This window comes from Mycobacterium sp. (assembly GCF_032162105.1).
GTDB lineage: Bacteria > Actinomycetota > Actinomycetes > Mycobacteriales > Mycobacteriaceae > Mycobacterium.
Genome location: NZ_JAVRPS010000577.1, coordinates 1 through 16,850, shown reverse-complemented (window position 1 = coordinate 16,850; position 16,850 = coordinate 1). Strand labels below are relative to the sequence as shown.

Annotated in this window: 20 protein-coding genes; 12 read left to right on the top strand and 8 right to left on the bottom strand. The window is 65.7% G+C overall.

The genetic code is table 11. The features are described 5' to 3' along the window. The first annotated feature begins 126 nt into the window (after positions 1–126). The 4 genes from QOC69_RS29450 to QOC69_RS29435 all read left to right on the top strand — a co-directional run bounded on the left by QOC69_RS29450 (position 127) and on the right by QOC69_RS29435 (position 3,412). Positions 127–1,638, top strand: coding sequence for a GMC family oxidoreductase (locus QOC69_RS29450; protein WP_526446053.1), 1,512 nt, complete (start codon positions 127–129; stop codon positions 1,636–1,638). A gap of 132 nt (positions 1,639–1,770) precedes the next feature. Next, positions 1,771–2,214 carry a nuclear transport factor 2 family protein gene (locus QOC69_RS29445; protein ID WP_526446052.1) on the top strand — a complete coding sequence of 148 codons (444 nt, stop codon included), beginning with the start codon at positions 1,771–1,773 and terminating at the stop codon, positions 2,212–2,214. Positions 2,215–2,314: 100 nt separating this feature from the next. Then, positions 2,315–2,923 (top strand): MspA family porin, encoded by a 609-nt coding sequence (locus QOC69_RS29440; protein ID WP_526446051.1) that lies wholly within the window; start codon positions 2,315–2,317, stop codon positions 2,921–2,923. A gap of 36 nt (positions 2,924–2,959) precedes the next feature. Continuing rightward, positions 2,960–3,412 (top strand): hypothetical protein, encoded by a 453-nt coding sequence (locus tag QOC69_RS29435; protein ID WP_526446050.1) that lies wholly within the window; start codon positions 2,960–2,962, stop codon positions 3,410–3,412. Here QOC69_RS29435 and QOC69_RS29430 read toward each other — a convergent pair. Further along, complete coding sequence (locus tag QOC69_RS29430; RefSeq protein ID WP_526446049.1) at positions 3,387–4,397, bottom strand: alpha/beta hydrolase; 1,011 nt, start codon at positions 4,395–4,397, stop codon at positions 3,387–3,389. The genes QOC69_RS29435 and QOC69_RS29430 overlap by 26 nt on opposite strands. Before the next feature lie 195 nt (positions 4,398–4,592). On the opposite strand from QOC69_RS29430, the gene QOC69_RS29425 reads away from it, so the two are divergent. From QOC69_RS29425 to QOC69_RS29415, 3 genes are all read left to right on the top strand, one after another. Then, a complete protein-coding gene (locus tag QOC69_RS29425) occupies positions 4,593–5,165 on the top strand; it encodes a MarR family winged helix-turn-helix transcriptional regulator (RefSeq protein ID WP_526446064.1) in 573 nt (190 codons plus the stop codon). A 179-nt stretch (positions 5,166–5,344) separates the two neighbouring features. Further along, positions 5,345–5,713, top strand: coding sequence for a nuclear transport factor 2 family protein (locus QOC69_RS29420; protein WP_526446048.1), 369 nt, complete (start codon positions 5,345–5,347; stop codon positions 5,711–5,713). A gap of 21 nt (positions 5,714–5,734) precedes the next feature. Further along, positions 5,735–6,607: an aldo/keto reductase gene (locus QOC69_RS29415; protein ID WP_526446047.1), complete on the top strand. Its 873-nt coding sequence runs from the start codon at positions 5,735–5,737 to the stop codon at positions 6,605–6,607. 39 nt (positions 6,608–6,646) lie between these two features. Here the strand turns inward: QOC69_RS29415 and QOC69_RS29410 are convergent, their stop codons facing one another. After that, positions 6,647–6,916 carry a hypothetical protein gene (locus tag QOC69_RS29410; protein ID WP_526446046.1) on the bottom strand — a complete coding sequence of 90 codons (270 nt, stop codon included), beginning with the start codon at positions 6,914–6,916 and terminating at the stop codon, positions 6,647–6,649. A 520-nt stretch (positions 6,917–7,436) separates the two neighbouring features. Between QOC69_RS29410 and QOC69_RS29405 the strand changes: the two genes are divergently transcribed. Further along, complete coding sequence (locus QOC69_RS29405) at positions 7,437–7,685, top strand: hypothetical protein (protein ID WP_526446045.1); 249 nt, start codon at positions 7,437–7,439, stop codon at positions 7,683–7,685. A 111-nt stretch (positions 7,686–7,796) separates the two neighbouring features. After that, complete coding sequence (locus QOC69_RS29400) at positions 7,797–8,018, top strand: hypothetical protein (protein ID WP_526446044.1); 222 nt, start codon at positions 7,797–7,799, stop codon at positions 8,016–8,018. A 55-nt stretch (positions 8,019–8,073) separates the two neighbouring features. Here QOC69_RS29400 and QOC69_RS29395 read toward each other — a convergent pair whose 3' ends face one another. From QOC69_RS29395 to QOC69_RS29380, 4 genes are all read right to left on the bottom strand, one after another. Continuing rightward, entirely contained in the window at positions 8,074–8,226 is a 153-nt protein-coding gene (locus tag QOC69_RS29395) for a hypothetical protein (RefSeq protein WP_526446043.1), read from the bottom strand. A 57-nt stretch (positions 8,227–8,283) separates the two neighbouring features. Continuing rightward, positions 8,284–9,954, bottom strand: coding sequence for a methyltransferase regulatory domain-containing protein (locus QOC69_RS29390; protein ID WP_526446042.1), 1,671 nt, complete (start codon positions 9,952–9,954; stop codon positions 8,284–8,286). Between the two features lie 85 nt (positions 9,955–10,039). After that, positions 10,040–11,185 carry a zinc-binding dehydrogenase gene (locus tag QOC69_RS29385; protein ID WP_526446041.1) on the bottom strand — a complete coding sequence of 382 codons (1,146 nt, stop codon included), beginning with the start codon at positions 11,183–11,185 and terminating at the stop codon, positions 10,040–10,042. A gap of 30 nt (positions 11,186–11,215) precedes the next feature. Then, on the bottom strand, positions 11,216–12,310 hold the full coding sequence (locus QOC69_RS29380) for a threonine aldolase family protein (RefSeq protein WP_526446040.1): 1,095 nt from the start codon (positions 12,308–12,310) through the stop codon (positions 11,216–11,218). 146 nt (positions 12,311–12,456) lie between these two features. Between QOC69_RS29380 and QOC69_RS29375 the strand changes: the two genes are divergently transcribed. After that, positions 12,457–12,855 (top strand): Zn-ribbon domain-containing OB-fold protein, encoded by a 399-nt coding sequence (locus tag QOC69_RS29375; protein ID WP_526446039.1) that lies wholly within the window; start codon positions 12,457–12,459, stop codon positions 12,853–12,855. A gap of 52 nt (positions 12,856–12,907) precedes the next feature. Continuing rightward, positions 12,908–14,119: a thiolase family protein gene (locus tag QOC69_RS29370; protein ID WP_526446038.1), complete on the top strand. Its 1,212-nt coding sequence runs from the start codon at positions 12,908–12,910 to the stop codon at positions 14,117–14,119. Between the two features lie 11 nt (positions 14,120–14,130). On the opposite strand, the gene QOC69_RS29365 is transcribed toward QOC69_RS29370, so the two are convergent. Then, positions 14,131–15,285 (bottom strand): hypothetical protein, encoded by a 1,155-nt coding sequence (locus QOC69_RS29365; protein WP_526446037.1) that lies wholly within the window; start codon positions 15,283–15,285, stop codon positions 14,131–14,133. Positions 15,286–15,418: 133 nt separating this feature from the next. Then, positions 15,419–16,357, bottom strand: coding sequence for an SDR family NAD(P)-dependent oxidoreductase (locus QOC69_RS29360; protein ID WP_526446036.1), 939 nt, complete (start codon positions 16,355–16,357; stop codon positions 15,419–15,421). 90 nt (positions 16,358–16,447) lie between these two features. On the opposite strand from QOC69_RS29360, the gene QOC69_RS29355 reads away from it, so the two are divergent. After that, the coding region (locus QOC69_RS29355; RefSeq protein ID WP_526446035.1) for a TetR/AcrR family transcriptional regulator at positions 16,448–16,850 on the top strand (403 nt) is incomplete at its 3' end.

The following is a 16,850-nucleotide window of genomic DNA, read 5'->3' as shown; positions in this document are numbered from 1 at the left end:
ATTGCGTGACAAATCACATACCAGATACGCCGATCCGAAAGACCGCCGCGGCCAACGCGTTCGGGTCGCCTCAGGCCAGCCCACCCGTGAACGCGGCCGCCCAACTTCAGGGAACGGAGAACGTTGATGTCTGAGATTGCGAAGGCCACCGAGGTACTGATCGTTGGCGGCGGGTCTGCGGGCGCCGTGCTGGCCGCTCGATTGAGCGAAGACCCGACACGAAGCGTCCTGCTGCTCGAGGCCGGCCCGGCATACGCTCCCGACGCGTATCCGGTAGAACTCCTCAACGCGAACGTGGTCGCGGACCCGGCCCACGACTGGGGTTACACGTCACGCGGGAACGCGACGAGCCCACAGGTCCCGACACCGCGGGGCAAGGTGCTCGGCGGGAGCTCAGCGGTCAACGCCGCCGTCGCCATCCGGGCTCGGGCAACGGATCTCGCGAAGTGGGCAGGCTACGGCGTGGACGGGTGGTCATACGACGACGTCCTGCCGACCTTCAAGCAGATGGAGAACACGCCGACGGGCGACGACGCCTATCACGGCCGCACCGGCCCGCTGTCGGTACGCCAACGCAGCGACGAGGAGCTGACCCCATCGCTGCTCGGCTTCGTCGAGGCATCGGTAGCCCACGGGTTCAAGCGGGTCCACGACTTCAACGGCACCGAGCAGAACGGCGCCGACGCTTACCCGGTCGACGTGGTCGATGGCGTGCGACAGAGCACGGCGCTGGCATACCTCACGACAGCCGTGCGAGCCCGGCCGAACCTCACCATTCGCGGCGACGTCAATGTCGACCGCGTGCTGTTCGATCGGGGACGAGCGGTCGGCGTGAGCGCCGCGGACGGCACCATCTACCGCGCGGGAGAGGTGATTCTGTCCGGCGGCGCCTATGGCAGCCCGGCCATCCTGCTGCGCTCAGGGGTGGGGCCGGCGGCCGACCTGCGCTCGATCGGTATCGAGGTGGTCGCCGACCTGCCAGTTGGTCAGCGACTGCATGACCAGCCGTTCTTCTACAACGCTTACGCGTTGGCTCCGGAGTACCTACAGATGACCCCGGCTGTCGGCGCTCTGCTGTGGACGGCGTCAAGCGAGGCGATCGGCGACGAGCTGGACCTACACATCACCGCCACACACCTGCTCGACGGTTCCCATAGCCCGACCGGCGGTGCGATCGTCCTCGCCATCTCGGTCGTTCAGCCCGAGTCGCGCGGAACGCTCCGCCTGGCCAGCCGTGACCCGAACGCGGCGCCGCTGATCGACAACAACTACCTGGGGACCGACCGTGACGCCCGCCGCATGCTGGAGGGAGTCAAGCTGTCCCGGGCGATCGGCCGCAACGAGGTGTTCGCACCGTTGTCGGCCGGCGAGATGATTCCCGGTGACGCCATCACCGACGACGCTCTGCCCGAGGTCATCGCCGGCAACCTCGCCGCTTACGGCCACCCGACCTCCACGGTGCCAATGGGCGGACCTGGGAACCCGTCGGCGGTGGTCGACGCGGTTGGCGCAGTCAACGGCCTGGCCGGCTTGCGGGTCGCGGACGCCTCGATCATCCCCGAGATTCCGTCCACCGTCACGAATCTCACCACCATCATGGTGGCCGAGCGCATCTACCAACGCGTCTACGCCCGTTGATCTGCGTGATGTATCATTCTTTTATTGGATCGGTTGCGGACGGCGTCGGCACAAACGCGGCCGGCACGTCCGCCACCTCGTTCTGGCGCACGCCGCGATCGGATGCGCTCCTGCCGTGAGAGGAACAACTTCGTGACGAATGACGATGTCGCCACCGTTCGCAATGCTTATGCGGTTGCCGAGCGCAAGGATCTGGAGGGCTGGATCGACCTATTCGCGCCTGACGGGGTGTTCACCGACAACTCGGTCGGCATCATCTATCGTGGCCGCGGGCTCGCCGATCCGGTCCGCAACTACGGCACGGCCTTCTCGAACATGCATCGCGAGCTGTATCGGATCTACTCCGACGGCAACGTGGTCGTCGTCCAACTGGCCTTGCAGGGTACGCACGACGGCCCGCTGCAGCTTCCCTTCGGCGAGCTGCCTGCCACGGGAAGACAAATGGACGCCCCGTGTTGTGACGTGTTCGAGCTAGAAGACGGCAAGATCAAGCGCTTCGATTGCTACCCGGAGGGATCCGTCATCTTCGCCCAGCTCGGAGTCTTGACCAACCTCGAAGCGGCACTCACCCACTGACGACGTGACTGGCTTCCAAGCGGCTCCTTGTGATCGCCGAAGCACCGTGTGGCGAGCCAACATTGGGGCATTCCTATCGAGGTGTCGACACTCGTCAACGATGGCGGCCACGGTGTTGGCTGTTTCGGTGTTGCTCGTGGGCGTCTCCATTGGTCCGGCGTCGGCGGAACCCGTGCCGATGGCTGCCCAGCACGTTGAGAAGTCGGCTCGGGACGGTTGGCAGTTATCGCTGTCGCTGGATGATGAACTCGTCAACTCGGTGCCCAATCTCGCCAACGCGACGAACTCTCGCGAGGCGTTCGTGACGTTGTCCGCGACAGCAACCGCGATGGGTGGTGCGGCACCGATCACCGACAGTACGGTCATCGCCGGTTACCAACTGGGCTGCCAATCCGATGTGTCCAGCGGCCTGGGGATCGGCGGTGCCGGCGCCTTCGGCCCTTCAGCGTCGATCGGCAACGTCGGGATCGCTGGGGGGCTAACGGGATTCGTCCAGACCACGATTCAACCCGGGGTCATCGTCGAGGTACCAATGGCCAACATGCCGCTGAGTCCGAGCGGATCGGCCATGCTCGACATCGACAACATCCACATCAAGGCCGACGCCTGTGGCGGCGACATCACCATCCGCTCCTATTGCTATCTGCGAATCTCCACTCCCGAAGCCCGCAACGAGTTCGCCGTGTACGGCGACCCGATCAAGATCTGACGGTTGGAGCTCGACACGATGAGGTCCGGCCGGAGAATGTCCATTGCGGTATTCCTCGTCGGTGCAGGCACTCTCGCCGCCGCGGTGCCCGCATTCGCGGACGATCCACCATTGCCGCCGCCCCGACCGCCAGGCTACCCGCCGCCGGGCTTACTCGTGCCGGGTAGCTCCGGGCCGCCCTACGGCCTTCAGAACGGCTTGCTGCCGATCCTGCCGGGGACGGCCAATAGTCCGGTCGACGCCGGCGGGGTCGGTGTGGGCACCAACGCGGACCAGACCACCAGCGGCATGCCAGGATCACGCCTCGGCACGATGCCAACCCGTGCGGGTCCGTTTGGACCCGCACCCGGTGTCCGTATCGGCGCCGGCGGCGTCGGCGTCAGCACTGGCAGTGCCGGCGTCAGCGTTTCCACCTCCGGCGACATCCCGACTGAACCGCCCACTGCGGTGCCATTTCCTGCCGTCACGCCCGGCCAAGCCCCCAACTGAGGATCGAGGAGCCGGAGCACCGTACAGCCGCGAAGTCGCCGTCCGATGCGCAATGTGCGGCTTGGCTTTTGAAGAAGGTCGCCAGGCGTTCGATGGCGGCGGCGGATTCGGGCAGCCCGGCAGAGATGAACACCGGCCAGACGTGGATTCCATGTCGCCACGACTCGAAGGCCACGTCGACACCTGCGGCGGTGGCCGCATCTCGGATGCGGGTGGCATCGTCGTAGAGGATTTCGTTCTCGCCGACCTGGATGAGCATCGGGGGAAAACCGTGCATGTCGGCGAAGATCGCAGAGCACCGGGGGTCGCGCGGGTCAGCACCGGCAAGGTAGTCGGTCACCGTGGAATCGAGCATTTGACGAGTCACCAAGGGGTCCATGTCTTTGCGTTCCTCGATCGAAGCGCCGCTGAACGTCAGGTCAGCCAACGGCGAGATCAGCGCGATACGGACGGGAAGTGCCAAGCCTTGATCCCGGGCTGCGGCGGTGACGGCGACCGCAAGGTTGCCGCCCGCCGAATCGCCCAGCACGACCAGCGTTTGCGGGTTCACGCCGCCGTGCGTGACGAGCCAGTGATAGGCGTGCAGGCAATCGTCGAAGGCACCCGGGAAGGGCGTTTCTGGAGCGAGCCGATAGTCGACCACATGCACTCGGGCGTTGGCGGCCAGAGCCATCGCGGCGGCCAATGGAAGATACCGTTCCGGCGGGGAGCCGCTGACGTAGCCGCCGCCATGGAAGTAGAGGACGGTGCGTTCGGGGCCGCCGGCGCGTGGTTGCAGCGTAATGGCGGGGATACCATCCAACTCACCGACGCTGCGTATCACGCCTTCCAGCTCAGACGAGCCGCCGTCGAAGCCGGCGCCTTCGGAGTCGCCGTTCGTGGGCGGCGCACGAAGGTAGTCGATGAACGCCCCTAGCAGCTGCGACGGTCTGTCACCCCCGTCGACGGTGGCAGGTGGCGAACTGTCTTCCGGATTGGTGAACATCAGATTGCCTGCCCGTCTATCCAGTAGTGACCGTATGGGACCTCGGTGATGAGGACGTTGCGCACGACCTGTCCCGACCTAGTCAATATACGTGATACATCAAGCGAATTCTCCCCTCATGGTTTCGATCTGCCACTGGTGGCCATGCCCTTCCGACGCGACAGCCCGCGACCTACGGGACCGCCATTGATCGACGTGCCGAACGGATTGCCCCCTTTATCGCGATATCCTGGGCAGATACCGCGAGAAGGAATGGCCGAAGTGTCACGTAAACAGCGCCGGAAGGCTGCGCAAGGACCTTGGCTGTCAGCGGCCGAGCTGCGAGCCTTCCGTGCGTTCATGAGCGTACAAATGCGGCTGAATTACGCGATGAATCGTGAGCTTCAAAGCGACGGCGATTTGTCGCTTGCCGATTACCACATTCTGAATGCGTTGACCGACGCACCCGGTGGACGCCTGCAAGTCTCTGACCTGGCTGCGCTGATCGGTTGGGAACGCAGCCGCGCCTCGCATCAGCTGCGCCGGTTGTGCGAGCGCGGCCTCGCGGAGCGGGTTCCGTCACCCGACGACGGCAGGGCAACCGACGCGATCGTGACGAAGGCAGGTCGCGAGGCGATCGAAGCGGCAGCTCCCGGTCACGTGGCCTTGGTCCGCCAACTGTTCTTCGACCCGCTGCCCGATGAACTCCTCGCACCCCTTACTGCAGCGTTGGAGCACATCCACGTCAACATGAACTTCAATAGCTCCTTGCCGCCGGCTCCGTGGTGAGCAGGCGCGAGCGCTAGAAACGCCGTGGCGCCGGCTCTAGCTTGCCGTGGTCAGGTCTGCGTGATCTGGAGCACATCCGCAGTGCCTCATCACCCGCACCAGCCCCTTGTTATAAGCGTGACAAGTCATCTATTGTGGTGGACACACACGCTGGACCTCTAGGCGCGGGAAGGATCCCGATGAGTGCCACGATGCGACCGCCCACGCGCAGCCTCTTCGCAGTGGTCGACGCGATGGACGTTGCGACGATAACCGCACTCTTCGCCGAGGACGGGCGAGTCGTCTTCGGCAACGGCCAACCGATAGTCGGACTCGACGAGATCCGCACGGGCATAACCGCGTTCCTCGACACGATCGCGGGCCAGCACCACGCGATCGTGAAGGAATGGAATGTCGGCGACGACACCATCGTCGAATTGAAGGTCACCTACACCCGTAAGGACGACCGGCAGGTCACCATCCCGTGTGTCACCATTTTCCATACCGACGGCGTAGGCAAGATCGACGATTACCGCGTGTACTTCGATGTAGCGCCCATTTATGCCTGACCGTGGGGCACGGACTCGACCATGAACAGCTCGACGCGCTCTCGCTATCGCCTTGCCGACAAGGCGGTTTGGCGTGTCGGGTACGGCGCGATGCAGCTGGCCGGAGACGGCGTGTTCGGCCCACCGCGCGACCATGACGAAGCCATCGCAGTGCTACGCGCCGCAGTGGACGCGGGGGTGGATCACATCGACACCGCGCAGTACTTCGGGCGGGGGGTGGTCAACGAGTTGATCCGGGAGGCGCTACACCCGTACCCCGACGGTTTGGCGTTGGTCAGCAAGGTCGCAGCGCGCCGCGACGATTCCGGAGCCGTGCTGCCCTACGACGAACCCGACCAGCTCCGCGCGGGCATCGAAGACAACCTCGCAACGCTGGGTGTCGAGCGACTCACCGCCGTCAACCTGCGGGTGATGGACAACGCCGCACCCGATGCCCGGTTCGTTGATCAGCTCGGCGCGTTGATGACGGCCCGCGACGAGGGACTCATCGGCGGCATCGGGATCAGCAACGTCAGCCGGGACCACCTGATGATGGCGCTGGAAGTCACCGAGATCGTCTGCGTGCAGAACTTCTTCAATCTCGCAGCGCGTGACAGCACTCCCATCTTGGACGAATGCAGCGCACGCGAGATCGCGTTCGTGCCGTTCTGTCCCTTGGGTTATCCCCGGGCGCAGCGCGAGACGATCCTGACCAACCCGGTCGTCAACAGCGTTGCCGCAGACCACGATGCGAGCACTGCTCAGGTCGCCCTCGCGTGGTTACTGGCCAAGGCGCCGAACATACTGCTGATTCCGGGCACGCGCACTCGCGTCAACCTCGCTGAAAACCTTGCAGCGGGCAACTTTTGGTTGGGTAACAGCGAGATCGCGCTCCTCAACCGGGAATTCAGCTGACTCGAGTTTTGCATTCAGCGCCGCTGCAAATCCATCGATCTACGTGGCGCCACCGGCGTACGGGAAGTAGTCGACCTGCGGCGGCGCGTCGTACACCTGCGCATTACCGGGCGATTGGCATTGGCTCTGGGTACCGCCCAGGGTCACGCATGACTGGCCCGGCTGGGTGGAACCGCTGGAAGCGGACGCCGGGCCGGCACTGGACGGGCCCTGACTCGTGGTGGCCGCCGCAATCGGTGCGACGGCGATCGCCGCCACGATTGTCCCCGCCGCCAGCAGCGGCGCGAAATAGTTCAACCTGACCCGCATAGTGGGACTCCTCAAGTGATTGTCGTGTGCCCCTTCAGAGTCGGACTGCTGTACACCGATGTCATCACGGGTAGCACCCATCACGGCATCCGTCAGCGCGAACATGCACCTACCGGTCAGCTGGGGGGCGCCGACTCCCACTAGCCGGGTACGAAACGTGAAGGCAGCGGGGACGACGCCGACCCTGTCGTTGGCCAATCTGGAAGTACGCCCACAAAACCCACCAAAGGAGCACCCCATGCGCATCAAACTCGGATATCTCGCACCAATGATTGGAGCGGCAGCGGTCGCAGCAGCGATCTCCGCCGCACCGATTGCATCAGCCGATCCTGGCACTCAAGCCCCTGGGCAGCAACCGCAGTCCTGCGGTAGTAGCGGACCCGCAACGGTCTGCCAGTCACCAGGCAATGTCCAGATCAATGACGCCCCGCCGCCCGTTCAGTTCTATCCGTATGGCGGCGAAGCCTTCATCCTCTAGCGCTGAATTGACCAAGGGCCCAACCGAATCTAGGAGATCACTATGAAATTCACTCTGATCGCGCCGGTCTTGGCGGCAGGGGTCGCCGCTGCGGCGATCGTCGGCGCCCCAATTGCCTCAGCTGACGAGTCCTGCGGAGGTACCGGCGGGGGCACCGTGTGCCAATCGCCGGGCAACGTCCAGATCAACGATGCGCCTGGCCCGGTTCAGTTCTTTCCCTACGGGGGCGACGCTTTTCTGTTGGGCGGCGGCGGCCTTGGAGGCGGCGGCTCTCACGGGGGGCACCGCTAACAACCGTGAATGCCCGCCATCTACCAGCTAGCCGGAGGGCCAGATTGGCGGTCAGCAGTGACGACACGGATCCCTCTGAGCGCCATGATTGAACCAGTCCAAGCAGGGCGAATGAACAGTCAGGAGAACATGATGAAGACAATGAAGTACGTCGCACCGTTGTTGGCCGCGGCCGGTGCCGCCGCGATTGCCCTCGCGCCAATCGCCAGCGCCAACACCGACCCGGCGGTGCCGTTTGGCACCGATCCCCAAAGCCCGTATGTGCTGGGCTACCACGTGTCGAACCACGACGAGGCCAACACCACCAACGGCCAAGTGGACGTTCCGTTCTGATCCGCGCGCGCTCACGACAGCCGGCATCCACGGCAGTTGACGAATGCGGGTGTTGTTACGCCGCCCAGGAGAACATGATGAAGACAATGAAGTACGTCGCACCGTTGTTGGCCGCGGCCGGTGCCGCCGCGATTGCCCTCGCGCCCATCGCCAGCGCCAACACCGACCCAGTCACGCCGTACGGCACCGATCCGACGAGCCCTGCCATCTTTGGCTACCACACTTGGCTGGGCGACGATGTAGGCGTGCCGTTCTGATCCCCTGCTCACCTGACTCGCAACAGCTTCATCTCCGCCAATCGTTGGGGCAGTGTGTCGACGGCCTCGACGAGCGCATCGTGGCGCGCCTCTTCGCCGGACACCTGCTGACCGTCGCGCTCGATCCGGATGGGATCGGCATTGTCAATGGCCAGAATGGCCTCCACCAGGGCGTCGCGATCCAGGGTGCCGTCGAGCAGCGGCAGCAGGTGACGATCCACCGGCGAGAGGATGAGTGCCTCGTGCCAGAGGTTGAAGATCGAGGCGTCGCCGTACCCGCGCGACAGTTCGGCCATCCGCCGCAGCGGCTCGTCCAGGCGGAGTGGTGCGTGTGGCGGATCCGGTTCCGGCAGCACCGGATCCAGTCGGTACCGCGCGTGTCCCTGCACGATCAGCACCCCGATCAGGTTGTCGAGCTCGGCTGGGAGGTTCGCCCTCGGCGTGAAGCCCGCGGACACGAGCCGCGCGTGCACGTCGTCCACCAGCTCCTGCCGTGACAACGTCCACGGCCACCGCGCGTTGAGCGCCTCTAGCGTCGCCTTGAGACCCGGATCGTTGGTGAACAGCGTCGCACCGTCGGCGACCTCGTATTCCTGGCGGGAGTGATCCATCCGGGTCGGACCATCGACCACCGGCGTCCAGGCGGCGAAATGCAAACGGCCGTAACGACTGGGGTCCGGCCGGTAATGGATCTGCGGTGCGCGTTCGGCGTGGACCAACAACGTCTCGCGGAACGTGCGGTTGGCGACGAAGTCCAGGTACTGCTCCACCAACACCTGGGAGCCGTGACACTTCGCGAGCAGGTGCTCGGCAACCTTGGGACCGTGGTTGGAGGGGAACATCATCTCGGGGTGTGCCTCGGCCAGATAGGTCAGCCCATGCGCGCCAGCACGTCCCACCATCTCGTAGAAATAACACGGCGCGTTGAACGCCTCGAGTTCGTCGTGCAGCAGGTAGGAATCGCCGAATCCTTCGTCGCGGGCCTTGAATTCGGCCACGACTCGGGCCAGCACGCCGCCGGACGGGGCGACCTCCTCCAGGAAGTCGACCATCTCTCGCGCGTCGCGCACCTTCTGCTCCGGGGTCGCGCTGGCGCCGCTGGCCAGCAGCATGGCATCGCGCATCGTCTCCTTGGCCTTCCAGCCCGGATACACGTTGTAGCTGACGTAGGCCACGCCCTCGGGGGCCACCAACAGGCGGAACGCCGACAGGATCGCGTCTTGCACGTTCTCCGGCACCCAGCTGTACACGCCGTGGGCGATGATGAAGTCGAACGATCCCAGTGTCGCCAGATCCATCCGCGCGACGTCGCCGGCGATGAGCTCCACGTTGCCCAGGCCCAAGTCCGCCACCCGCGTGCGCCCCTGGTCGATCTGCACCTGCGACAGATCGATGCCCACCACCCGCGCCTGGGGGTGCGTCGCGGCGAACGGGATCAGATTGCCTCCTGCGGCACAACCGATCTCGAGCACGCGTGCGGTCGGCACCTCGGGTGTCGTCAGCCCGAACACGTGGGCGATCGCAGCCAGCTGCCCTGGCGCGGACTGCGGAAACGCATCCGAGGTGTACGGCGTGGAGTCGTAGTCGGCGCGCAGCCGATCGACCGCGTCGTCGGTGCCATGAACCTGGTCGGTCGGTTGAGTCAACGCCTGCTCTCCCGTGATCGTGTGCAGAACCACCCGGCACTGGTCATCGACATTCGATCACGGCGGTGGCGCCCCCAACACCCGAGCTGGTACCTCAACCTGCTCGTTCACCTCGACGTCACGCGAGTGCGTGCGGGGTCACGAGGAACTTCTCGCCCGTCGCCCGCTTGACGTAGGCGTTGAACGCCTCGGGGCTGAGCATGCCGGCGAGCGAAACCTCCCGGGTGTAGGTACTCGCGAACGTCGTGGTGAGTTCGGCGGCGACGCGAGCGCGGAGCCGACCAATGGCCTCGGCCCCGGCGCTCTGGAGGAAGGGCGTGAGCAGCCACCCTCCCAGACCCCATGCCATGCCGTAGTTCCTGGTGAGCAGCGTCGGACTGGTGTCGAGTCCGCCGTAGATGTACACCTGCTTGTGCACGGTCGACCCATAGCGTGAGTACTCCCCCGCTGTCGCGTTGGCCGCTTCCTCCATGCCGCTGAGGATCTGACTGGCCAGCGTTCCCCCGCCCGTGGCGTCGAACGCCAGCGTCGCCGAGGTCGCCTTCAGTGCCTCGGTGAGATCCGTCGAGAACGACGGCGATGCCGAGTTGCAGACGTGGACGGCGCCCAGGGAGCGCAGCAGCTCCTCTTGATCCGCCTTGCGGACGACGTTGACGAGCGGTATCCCGTCCTTCTGGCAGAGCTTGACCAGCATCTGGCCCAGATTGGATGCCGCGGCGGTGTGCGCCAGGGCCGAATGACCTTCGCGGCGCATGGTTTCCACCATTCCGAGGGCCGTCAACGGATTGACGAAGGACGACGCCCCATCCTTGGCCGTTGCGTCCTCGGGCAGGACCAGACACGCCGACGCATCAACCGCTCGGTACTGCGAATACATCGCGCCACCCGCGATCCCCACCGTTCGACCAAGAAGGGCCTGCGCCGCGGGCGACGACCCCGCGGCCACGACGGTGCCCGCACCCTCATTGCCCACAGGCAGCGATTTGCCGACGCGCGCCGACAGCGCTCCCAGCGCCCCCTTGCCCAACGATGCGGTGACGAAGGGGCGCTCCGGCGTGCCCGCCGCCGTCGCCGTCGTCATGTCCGCGTCGGCGATGAGCAGTCCCAAGTCCGACGGGTTGATCGGCGAAGCCTCCACGCGCACCAGCACCTCATTGGCGGCCGGAGTCGGAACCGGGACCTCGTGCAGCGACAGCTCGAGCGTGCCCTGCGACGTCACCAACGAACGCAATTCCAATGCATTCTCGGGCAAGTCTGCGGTCATGGGCGGTGCCTCATTCCTGTCGTGGACGTGTCAGTGCGTGCTGATCGTCGCGAGTTCCTCGCGCAGCGCTACGGCGAACGCGTCGATGTCGGCCTCGGTGGTGTCGAAGGCGCACATCCAGCGCACCTCGCCGGTCGCCGGGTCCCAGTCATAGAACCGGAACCTCTCGCGAAGCCTGTCGGCCACGCCGGGAGGCAGGATCGCGAAAACGGCGTTCGACTGCGTCTTCTGCGTGATCGTCAGGCCAGGCAACCCCTCGACGGCGTCGCGCAGCCGGGCTGCCATCGCGTTCGCGTGGGCCGCTGACCGTAGATAGAGGTCATCGGTCAGGATCGCGATCAGCTGGGCAGAGACGAAACGCATCTTGCTCGCGAGCTGCATGTTGAGTTTGCGGAGATACGTCAGGCCCTCGGAGGATTGGGGGTTCTGGGAGGGGTTCAACACCACGACGACCTCGCCGAAGATCAGGCCGTTCTTCGTCCCCCCGAACGACAGGAGGTCGACGCCGGCATCCGCGGTGAACTCGCGGAGCTTGGCCCCGAGATGGGCGGCGGCGTTCGAGATCCTGGCGCCGTCCATGTGGAGAGTCATTCCGCGCTCGTGCACGTGGTCGGCGATCGCGCGCACCTCCGCGGCGGTGTACGCGGTACCGAGTTCGGTGGTCTGCGTGATCGACACCGCGAGCGGTTGCGCCCGGTGCTCGTCTCCCCAGCCCCATGCCTCGCGGTCGATGAGTTCGGGGGTGAGCTTGCCGTCTGGTGCCGGGACCGTGAGCAGTTTGAGCCCGGCAACGCGCTCGGCGGCGGCGTTCTCGTCGGTGTGGATGTGCGCGGTCTGCGTGCAGATCACGGCACCCCAGCGCGGCAGCGTCGACTGCAGACCGATCACGTTGGCCCCGGTGCCGTTGAAGACGGGGAACGCCTCGACGCCCGCGCCGAAGTGCTCGGCCATGACCTCCTGCAGGCGGGCGGTGTAGACGTCCTCGCCGTACGCGATTTGGTGTCCCCCGTTCGCGGCCGCGATGGCGGAGAGCACCTCGGGATGGATTCCCGCGTAGTTGTCGCTCGCGAAGCCGCGGTACTCGGGATCGTGCAGGCGCAGGGCCTCGTCGAAGCTAGGGGTCACGGCATCCACTCTCTCTCGCATGGCTGTGAACTCGCGACGAATACGGCTCCCTGTGAACCTAGTCTCACGCGACCATTTGATCCCAAGGCAGGCGTCGGTCTGCGGTCGAGGTACTAACGTCGAAGTCACCGACGACGGAGGTGCGAATGGCCGGGCAAATTCCCTTGGTCGACTATCTGGTGCTGGACGGCGACGAACCACACTTGGTCGCGCAGGAGTGCACGAACTGCGGCGCCCGGTTCTTCGACCGACGCAACGCATGTGCCAACTGCTTCACTGCCGAGTTCAAGGCGGTACCGATTGCGACCGAGGGCACCGTGCGCGCGTTCACGATCGTCGCCTTCGCAGCACCGGGAGTCCCCACCCCGTTCGTGGCGGCAGTCGTCGATTGCGGTGGGACCCAGGTCCGCGGCAACCTCATCAACGTCGAGCCCGATGCCGAGCACGTCCGCGACGGCATGCCGGTGCGGCTGGCCACCCAGTCGATCGGCACCGACTCCGAGGGCACCGAGGCGATCGGTTTCGGCTTCGAGCCCGTCGGCTGACCGACCGCGTTCCCGACAGACCACCCATCCACATGACGAAGGAGAACCGGCGATGAGCGCGAGCGACGAGGTCTGGATCCTCGGGATCAAGATGACCAAGTTCGGCAAGCACACCGACCTCGACACCGTCGACCTGGCGGCAGAGGCCGCGACGGGCGCGCTTGCCGACGCAGGTGTCACGATGGGAGACATCGGAGTGCTCGCGGCGGGCAACCTGATGAACGCGAGTGCCGGTATCGGCCAACAACTTCAGAAGCAGATCGGCCAGACGGGCATCCCGGTGTACAACGTCGCCAATGCCTGCGCGACCGGTGCCACCGCGCTGCGCACCGCCATCATGGCGGTGAAAGCCGGTGAGGTCGACTACGGCCTGGCCGTCGGTGTCGAAAAGCTTGCCGGCGCAGGCCTGCTCGGCGGAGGTGGCACCAAGAAGAAGGATGCCGACACCTGGACGCCGGCTGGCCGGTACGGCGCGGTCGCACCAGTCGACGGCCGGATCGGCACGGAGACCATGCCGGGCGTCTTCGCCCAGATCGGCATGGAGTACGGCCACAAGTACGGGGGCACCAGCTTCGAACTGTTCGCCAAGATCAGCGAGAAGAACCACGCTCACTCCACCCTGAATCCGCTTGCGTCCTATCAGAAGAGGTTCACGCTGGAGCAGATCATGAACGACGTCATGATCGCGTACCCGAACACCCGCCCGATGTGCTCGGCGAATTGCGACGGCGCCGCGGCCGCGGTCGTATGCAACGGCGAGACGCTGAAGTCGCTGTCGCTCGAGCAGCAGCGGCGCGCGGTCAAGGTATCGGCGTCGGTGCTGACCACCGACCCCTACGAAGAGGGCTGCCAGGTCTTGCCGAACGTCAACACGCTGACCCGCAAGGCCGCCACCATCGCCTACGAGCAGGCAGGCGTCGGCCCAAGCGACCTCGATCTGGTCGAGTTGCACGACTGCTTCGCCACTGCCGAGCTGGTGCACTACGACAACCTGATGCTGTGCGAAGAGGGCGGCGCCGCGGACTTCTTCAATTCCGGTGCCACGTGGCGTGACGGCTCGACGCCGGTGAACGTGTCGGGCGGCCTGGAGTCGAAGGGTCACCCGATCGCGGCCACCGGCATCGCCAACGTCTGGGAGGTCTGCCACCATCTCCGCGGTGAGGCCGGCGAGCGCCAGATCGCGAATGCGAAAGTCGGCCTCGCCCACGTCATCGGACTCGGCTCCGCCTGCGGCGTCCACATCCTGGAGAAGTCAACGGCGTAGTGCCAATCGGGTTAGCCCGACGCAGCGTGATGGGGCTGCTCAGCGGCTTTCTTGACAACGCTCTTCACGGTTTGCCGGACGCTCGAAGCGACGTCGCGCAATGTGTGTGAGGTGCCGGGCTTGGCGTCGTCGTGCTTGGCCGTCGTCGTGGCCGACGGGTGCGAAGTATCACCCTCGGTGTCGTCGTGCTTGGCCGTCGTGGTAGCCGAAGGGTGCGAGGTGTCGGACTCGACATCGTCCTTTTTGGTCGGCGTCGTGACCAATGAGTGCGGGGTGCCAGGCTCGGCCTCGTCGTGCTTGGCCGTCGTCGCGGCCAATGCGCGTGGCGGTCCCAGCTCGGTGCGCGCCGGCGTTGTCGTCGTGGCGGAATTCTGCGTCGGCACCGTCCGGTTCGCAGGGAGGGCTTGCCCGGTGGCCGCGCGGATATCGCTGACCGCGGTGGCGACCGAGTCCGCGATGACGGCGCCGGCAGCGGTCACCGCCGCGGTCGCGGCGTTGACACCCGCGGCGAGCGCTCGTACGGGATCGCCGGTTGCTGCCAGTTCCTGCGCTACGGCATCGGGGACTTGAAACGCGCCGGACAGGATGTGGTTGAACCCCGGGAAGATGATTGCTCCGACCACGTTGAGCACGCTCACCACTACGACCTGTACGACACCGCGCGGCATGACGGTTGACGGCTGATTGGGCACGACAGGCAAGTTGAGCGCGTCGAAGGTGTCTTGGCGGGCGGTCTGGATAGCCGCGGCGATTCCGGGCAGGCCGCCGGCGGCGGCAGGGATGACGTTGAGCAGGCCGACCACAGCGACCTCGAACGCGTTCAGTGCCCTTGGCGCCGGTATCGAGCCATCGACCAGGATCGCCTGCTCTGCGGCAGCGTTCGTTGGCCCGGTCACCGATGCGGCGGTAACGCCGATCGCCTTCAACAGGTTGCCCGATTGCAATGCGGTGAGGAACGTACCCGGCGTCTGCAGCGTCGTGACAATGGGCGTCGCGGCGGTCTGGACGAGGAGCGGGCAGATGAGCGAGCAGTAGACGAGCTGATTGCCCAAGAAGCTGGTGACGAGCCCGCCGGGCGGAACCGTCGCGGCCGCCAGCCGGACGTCCTGCGCCACGGTCGGTGGTGCTTGGGACTGAGTTACCGGAGCCACAGAGGCGGCGGTCATGGCGCCGATCCCCACGAAGGCAATCCCAGTGGCCGCGACGCCAGCGTGCAGGCAAGTTGGTATCTGCATCGTGCTCCCCTTATCGGCGGTGATGTATGTGATGTAGGTGGCACGGATTGCGGGCGCGATGGGTTCAATGGAGGCCGACCGCACCGATTGAAATCGACGGGTCGGAGCGCCGCACGCTTGGTCGAGAACTCTTGCCGTAGTACGGCCGAAGGCCCAGCCGCAGCATGCGGTCGAGTAACCGGTCGGATGCGACGCGGGCCAGCCGTACGCCGATTGCGGCCTCGCGCCCGATCGCGTATCGAGTGCGTGGTCGAGACGCGGTCGCCGCCTTGGAGATCACCTTCGCGGCGTGTTCGGCCGCAACGCCGGTCTTCATGTGCGATCGAGTTTGTGCCGAGATCGCCGCGGTGAGATCGCCATAACGTTCGAGTTGGGCGGGGGTCATGCCGGCGGTCAGTCGATCGGCGGCGGCAAAACCGCGCTCGGCTATCTCGGTCTTGACCGCCCCGGGCTCGATGACGACGACCTTGACCCCGAACTCGCTGACTTCACGCCGTAGGGAATCGCTGACCGCCTCGAGGGCGAACTTCGCACCCGCGTAAGGACCGTAGGTCGCCATCGCCACCTTGCCGCCGACGGAACTGATGTTCACGACGGTGCCCGTGCTGCGCAACAGAGCCGGCAAGAGCGCTTGGGTCATGGCGACGTGACCGAAGAGATTGACCTCGAACAGGCGGCGCCACTCGGCCATCGGCACGGTCTCGAACGGCGCATTCATCTGGATGCCTGCGTTGTTGATCAGTGCGCGGAGGGGCCGGCGCAGCGAGTCGCGAGCGACGCGGTCGGCGATGGCGGCCACGTCCGATTCCACGGTGATGTCGAGGATGTGCGGCTCGATCCCGTCGGCCCGCAACGCCTCGGCGTCGACGTCACGGCGGACACCGGCCAACACGTGAAAGCCCCTTCGGGCGAGTTCCCGCGCAGTGGCTGTGCCGATGCCAGTCGAGGCGCCGGTCACGACGACCACCTCTTGCCGGTGGGGAGCCGAGGCGTTCATGACCATCTCCAAATTTTGAGTTGACACCGTCATCTGAACGGTATCAGTTCAGTTGACGCTGTCAACTCATTTCGAATGTGGCTTATGCTCCAGCGGATGGCGAGGCGATCGGAGACTGCCGCGGCGACCCGCCAGTCGCTGCTCGATGCCGCCGGAGCGTTGCTCGACACCGGCGGAGTCGACGCGGTCACGCTGCGCGAAGTGGGTGCCCGCGCTGGGGTGTCGCGTTCAGCGGCGTATCGCCACTTCGTGGACAAGGAGGCCCTGCTCACCGTCCTGGCGACCAATGCGTTGAGCGAACTGGGTGACGCGCTCGAAGTTCTGGCTGCCGGCGACGACTCCCCCGAGCAGTCCGTGCGCTCCGCGGTGCTTTCGCTGTACGCCATCGGCCGCACCCGGCCTCACCTGTATCGCCTCATGTTCACTACCCCAGCGGGTGACCCGACTGCGGCGGTCCGGGCGGCCGGGCGCACGTGGGACCTGTACCTCGACATCATGG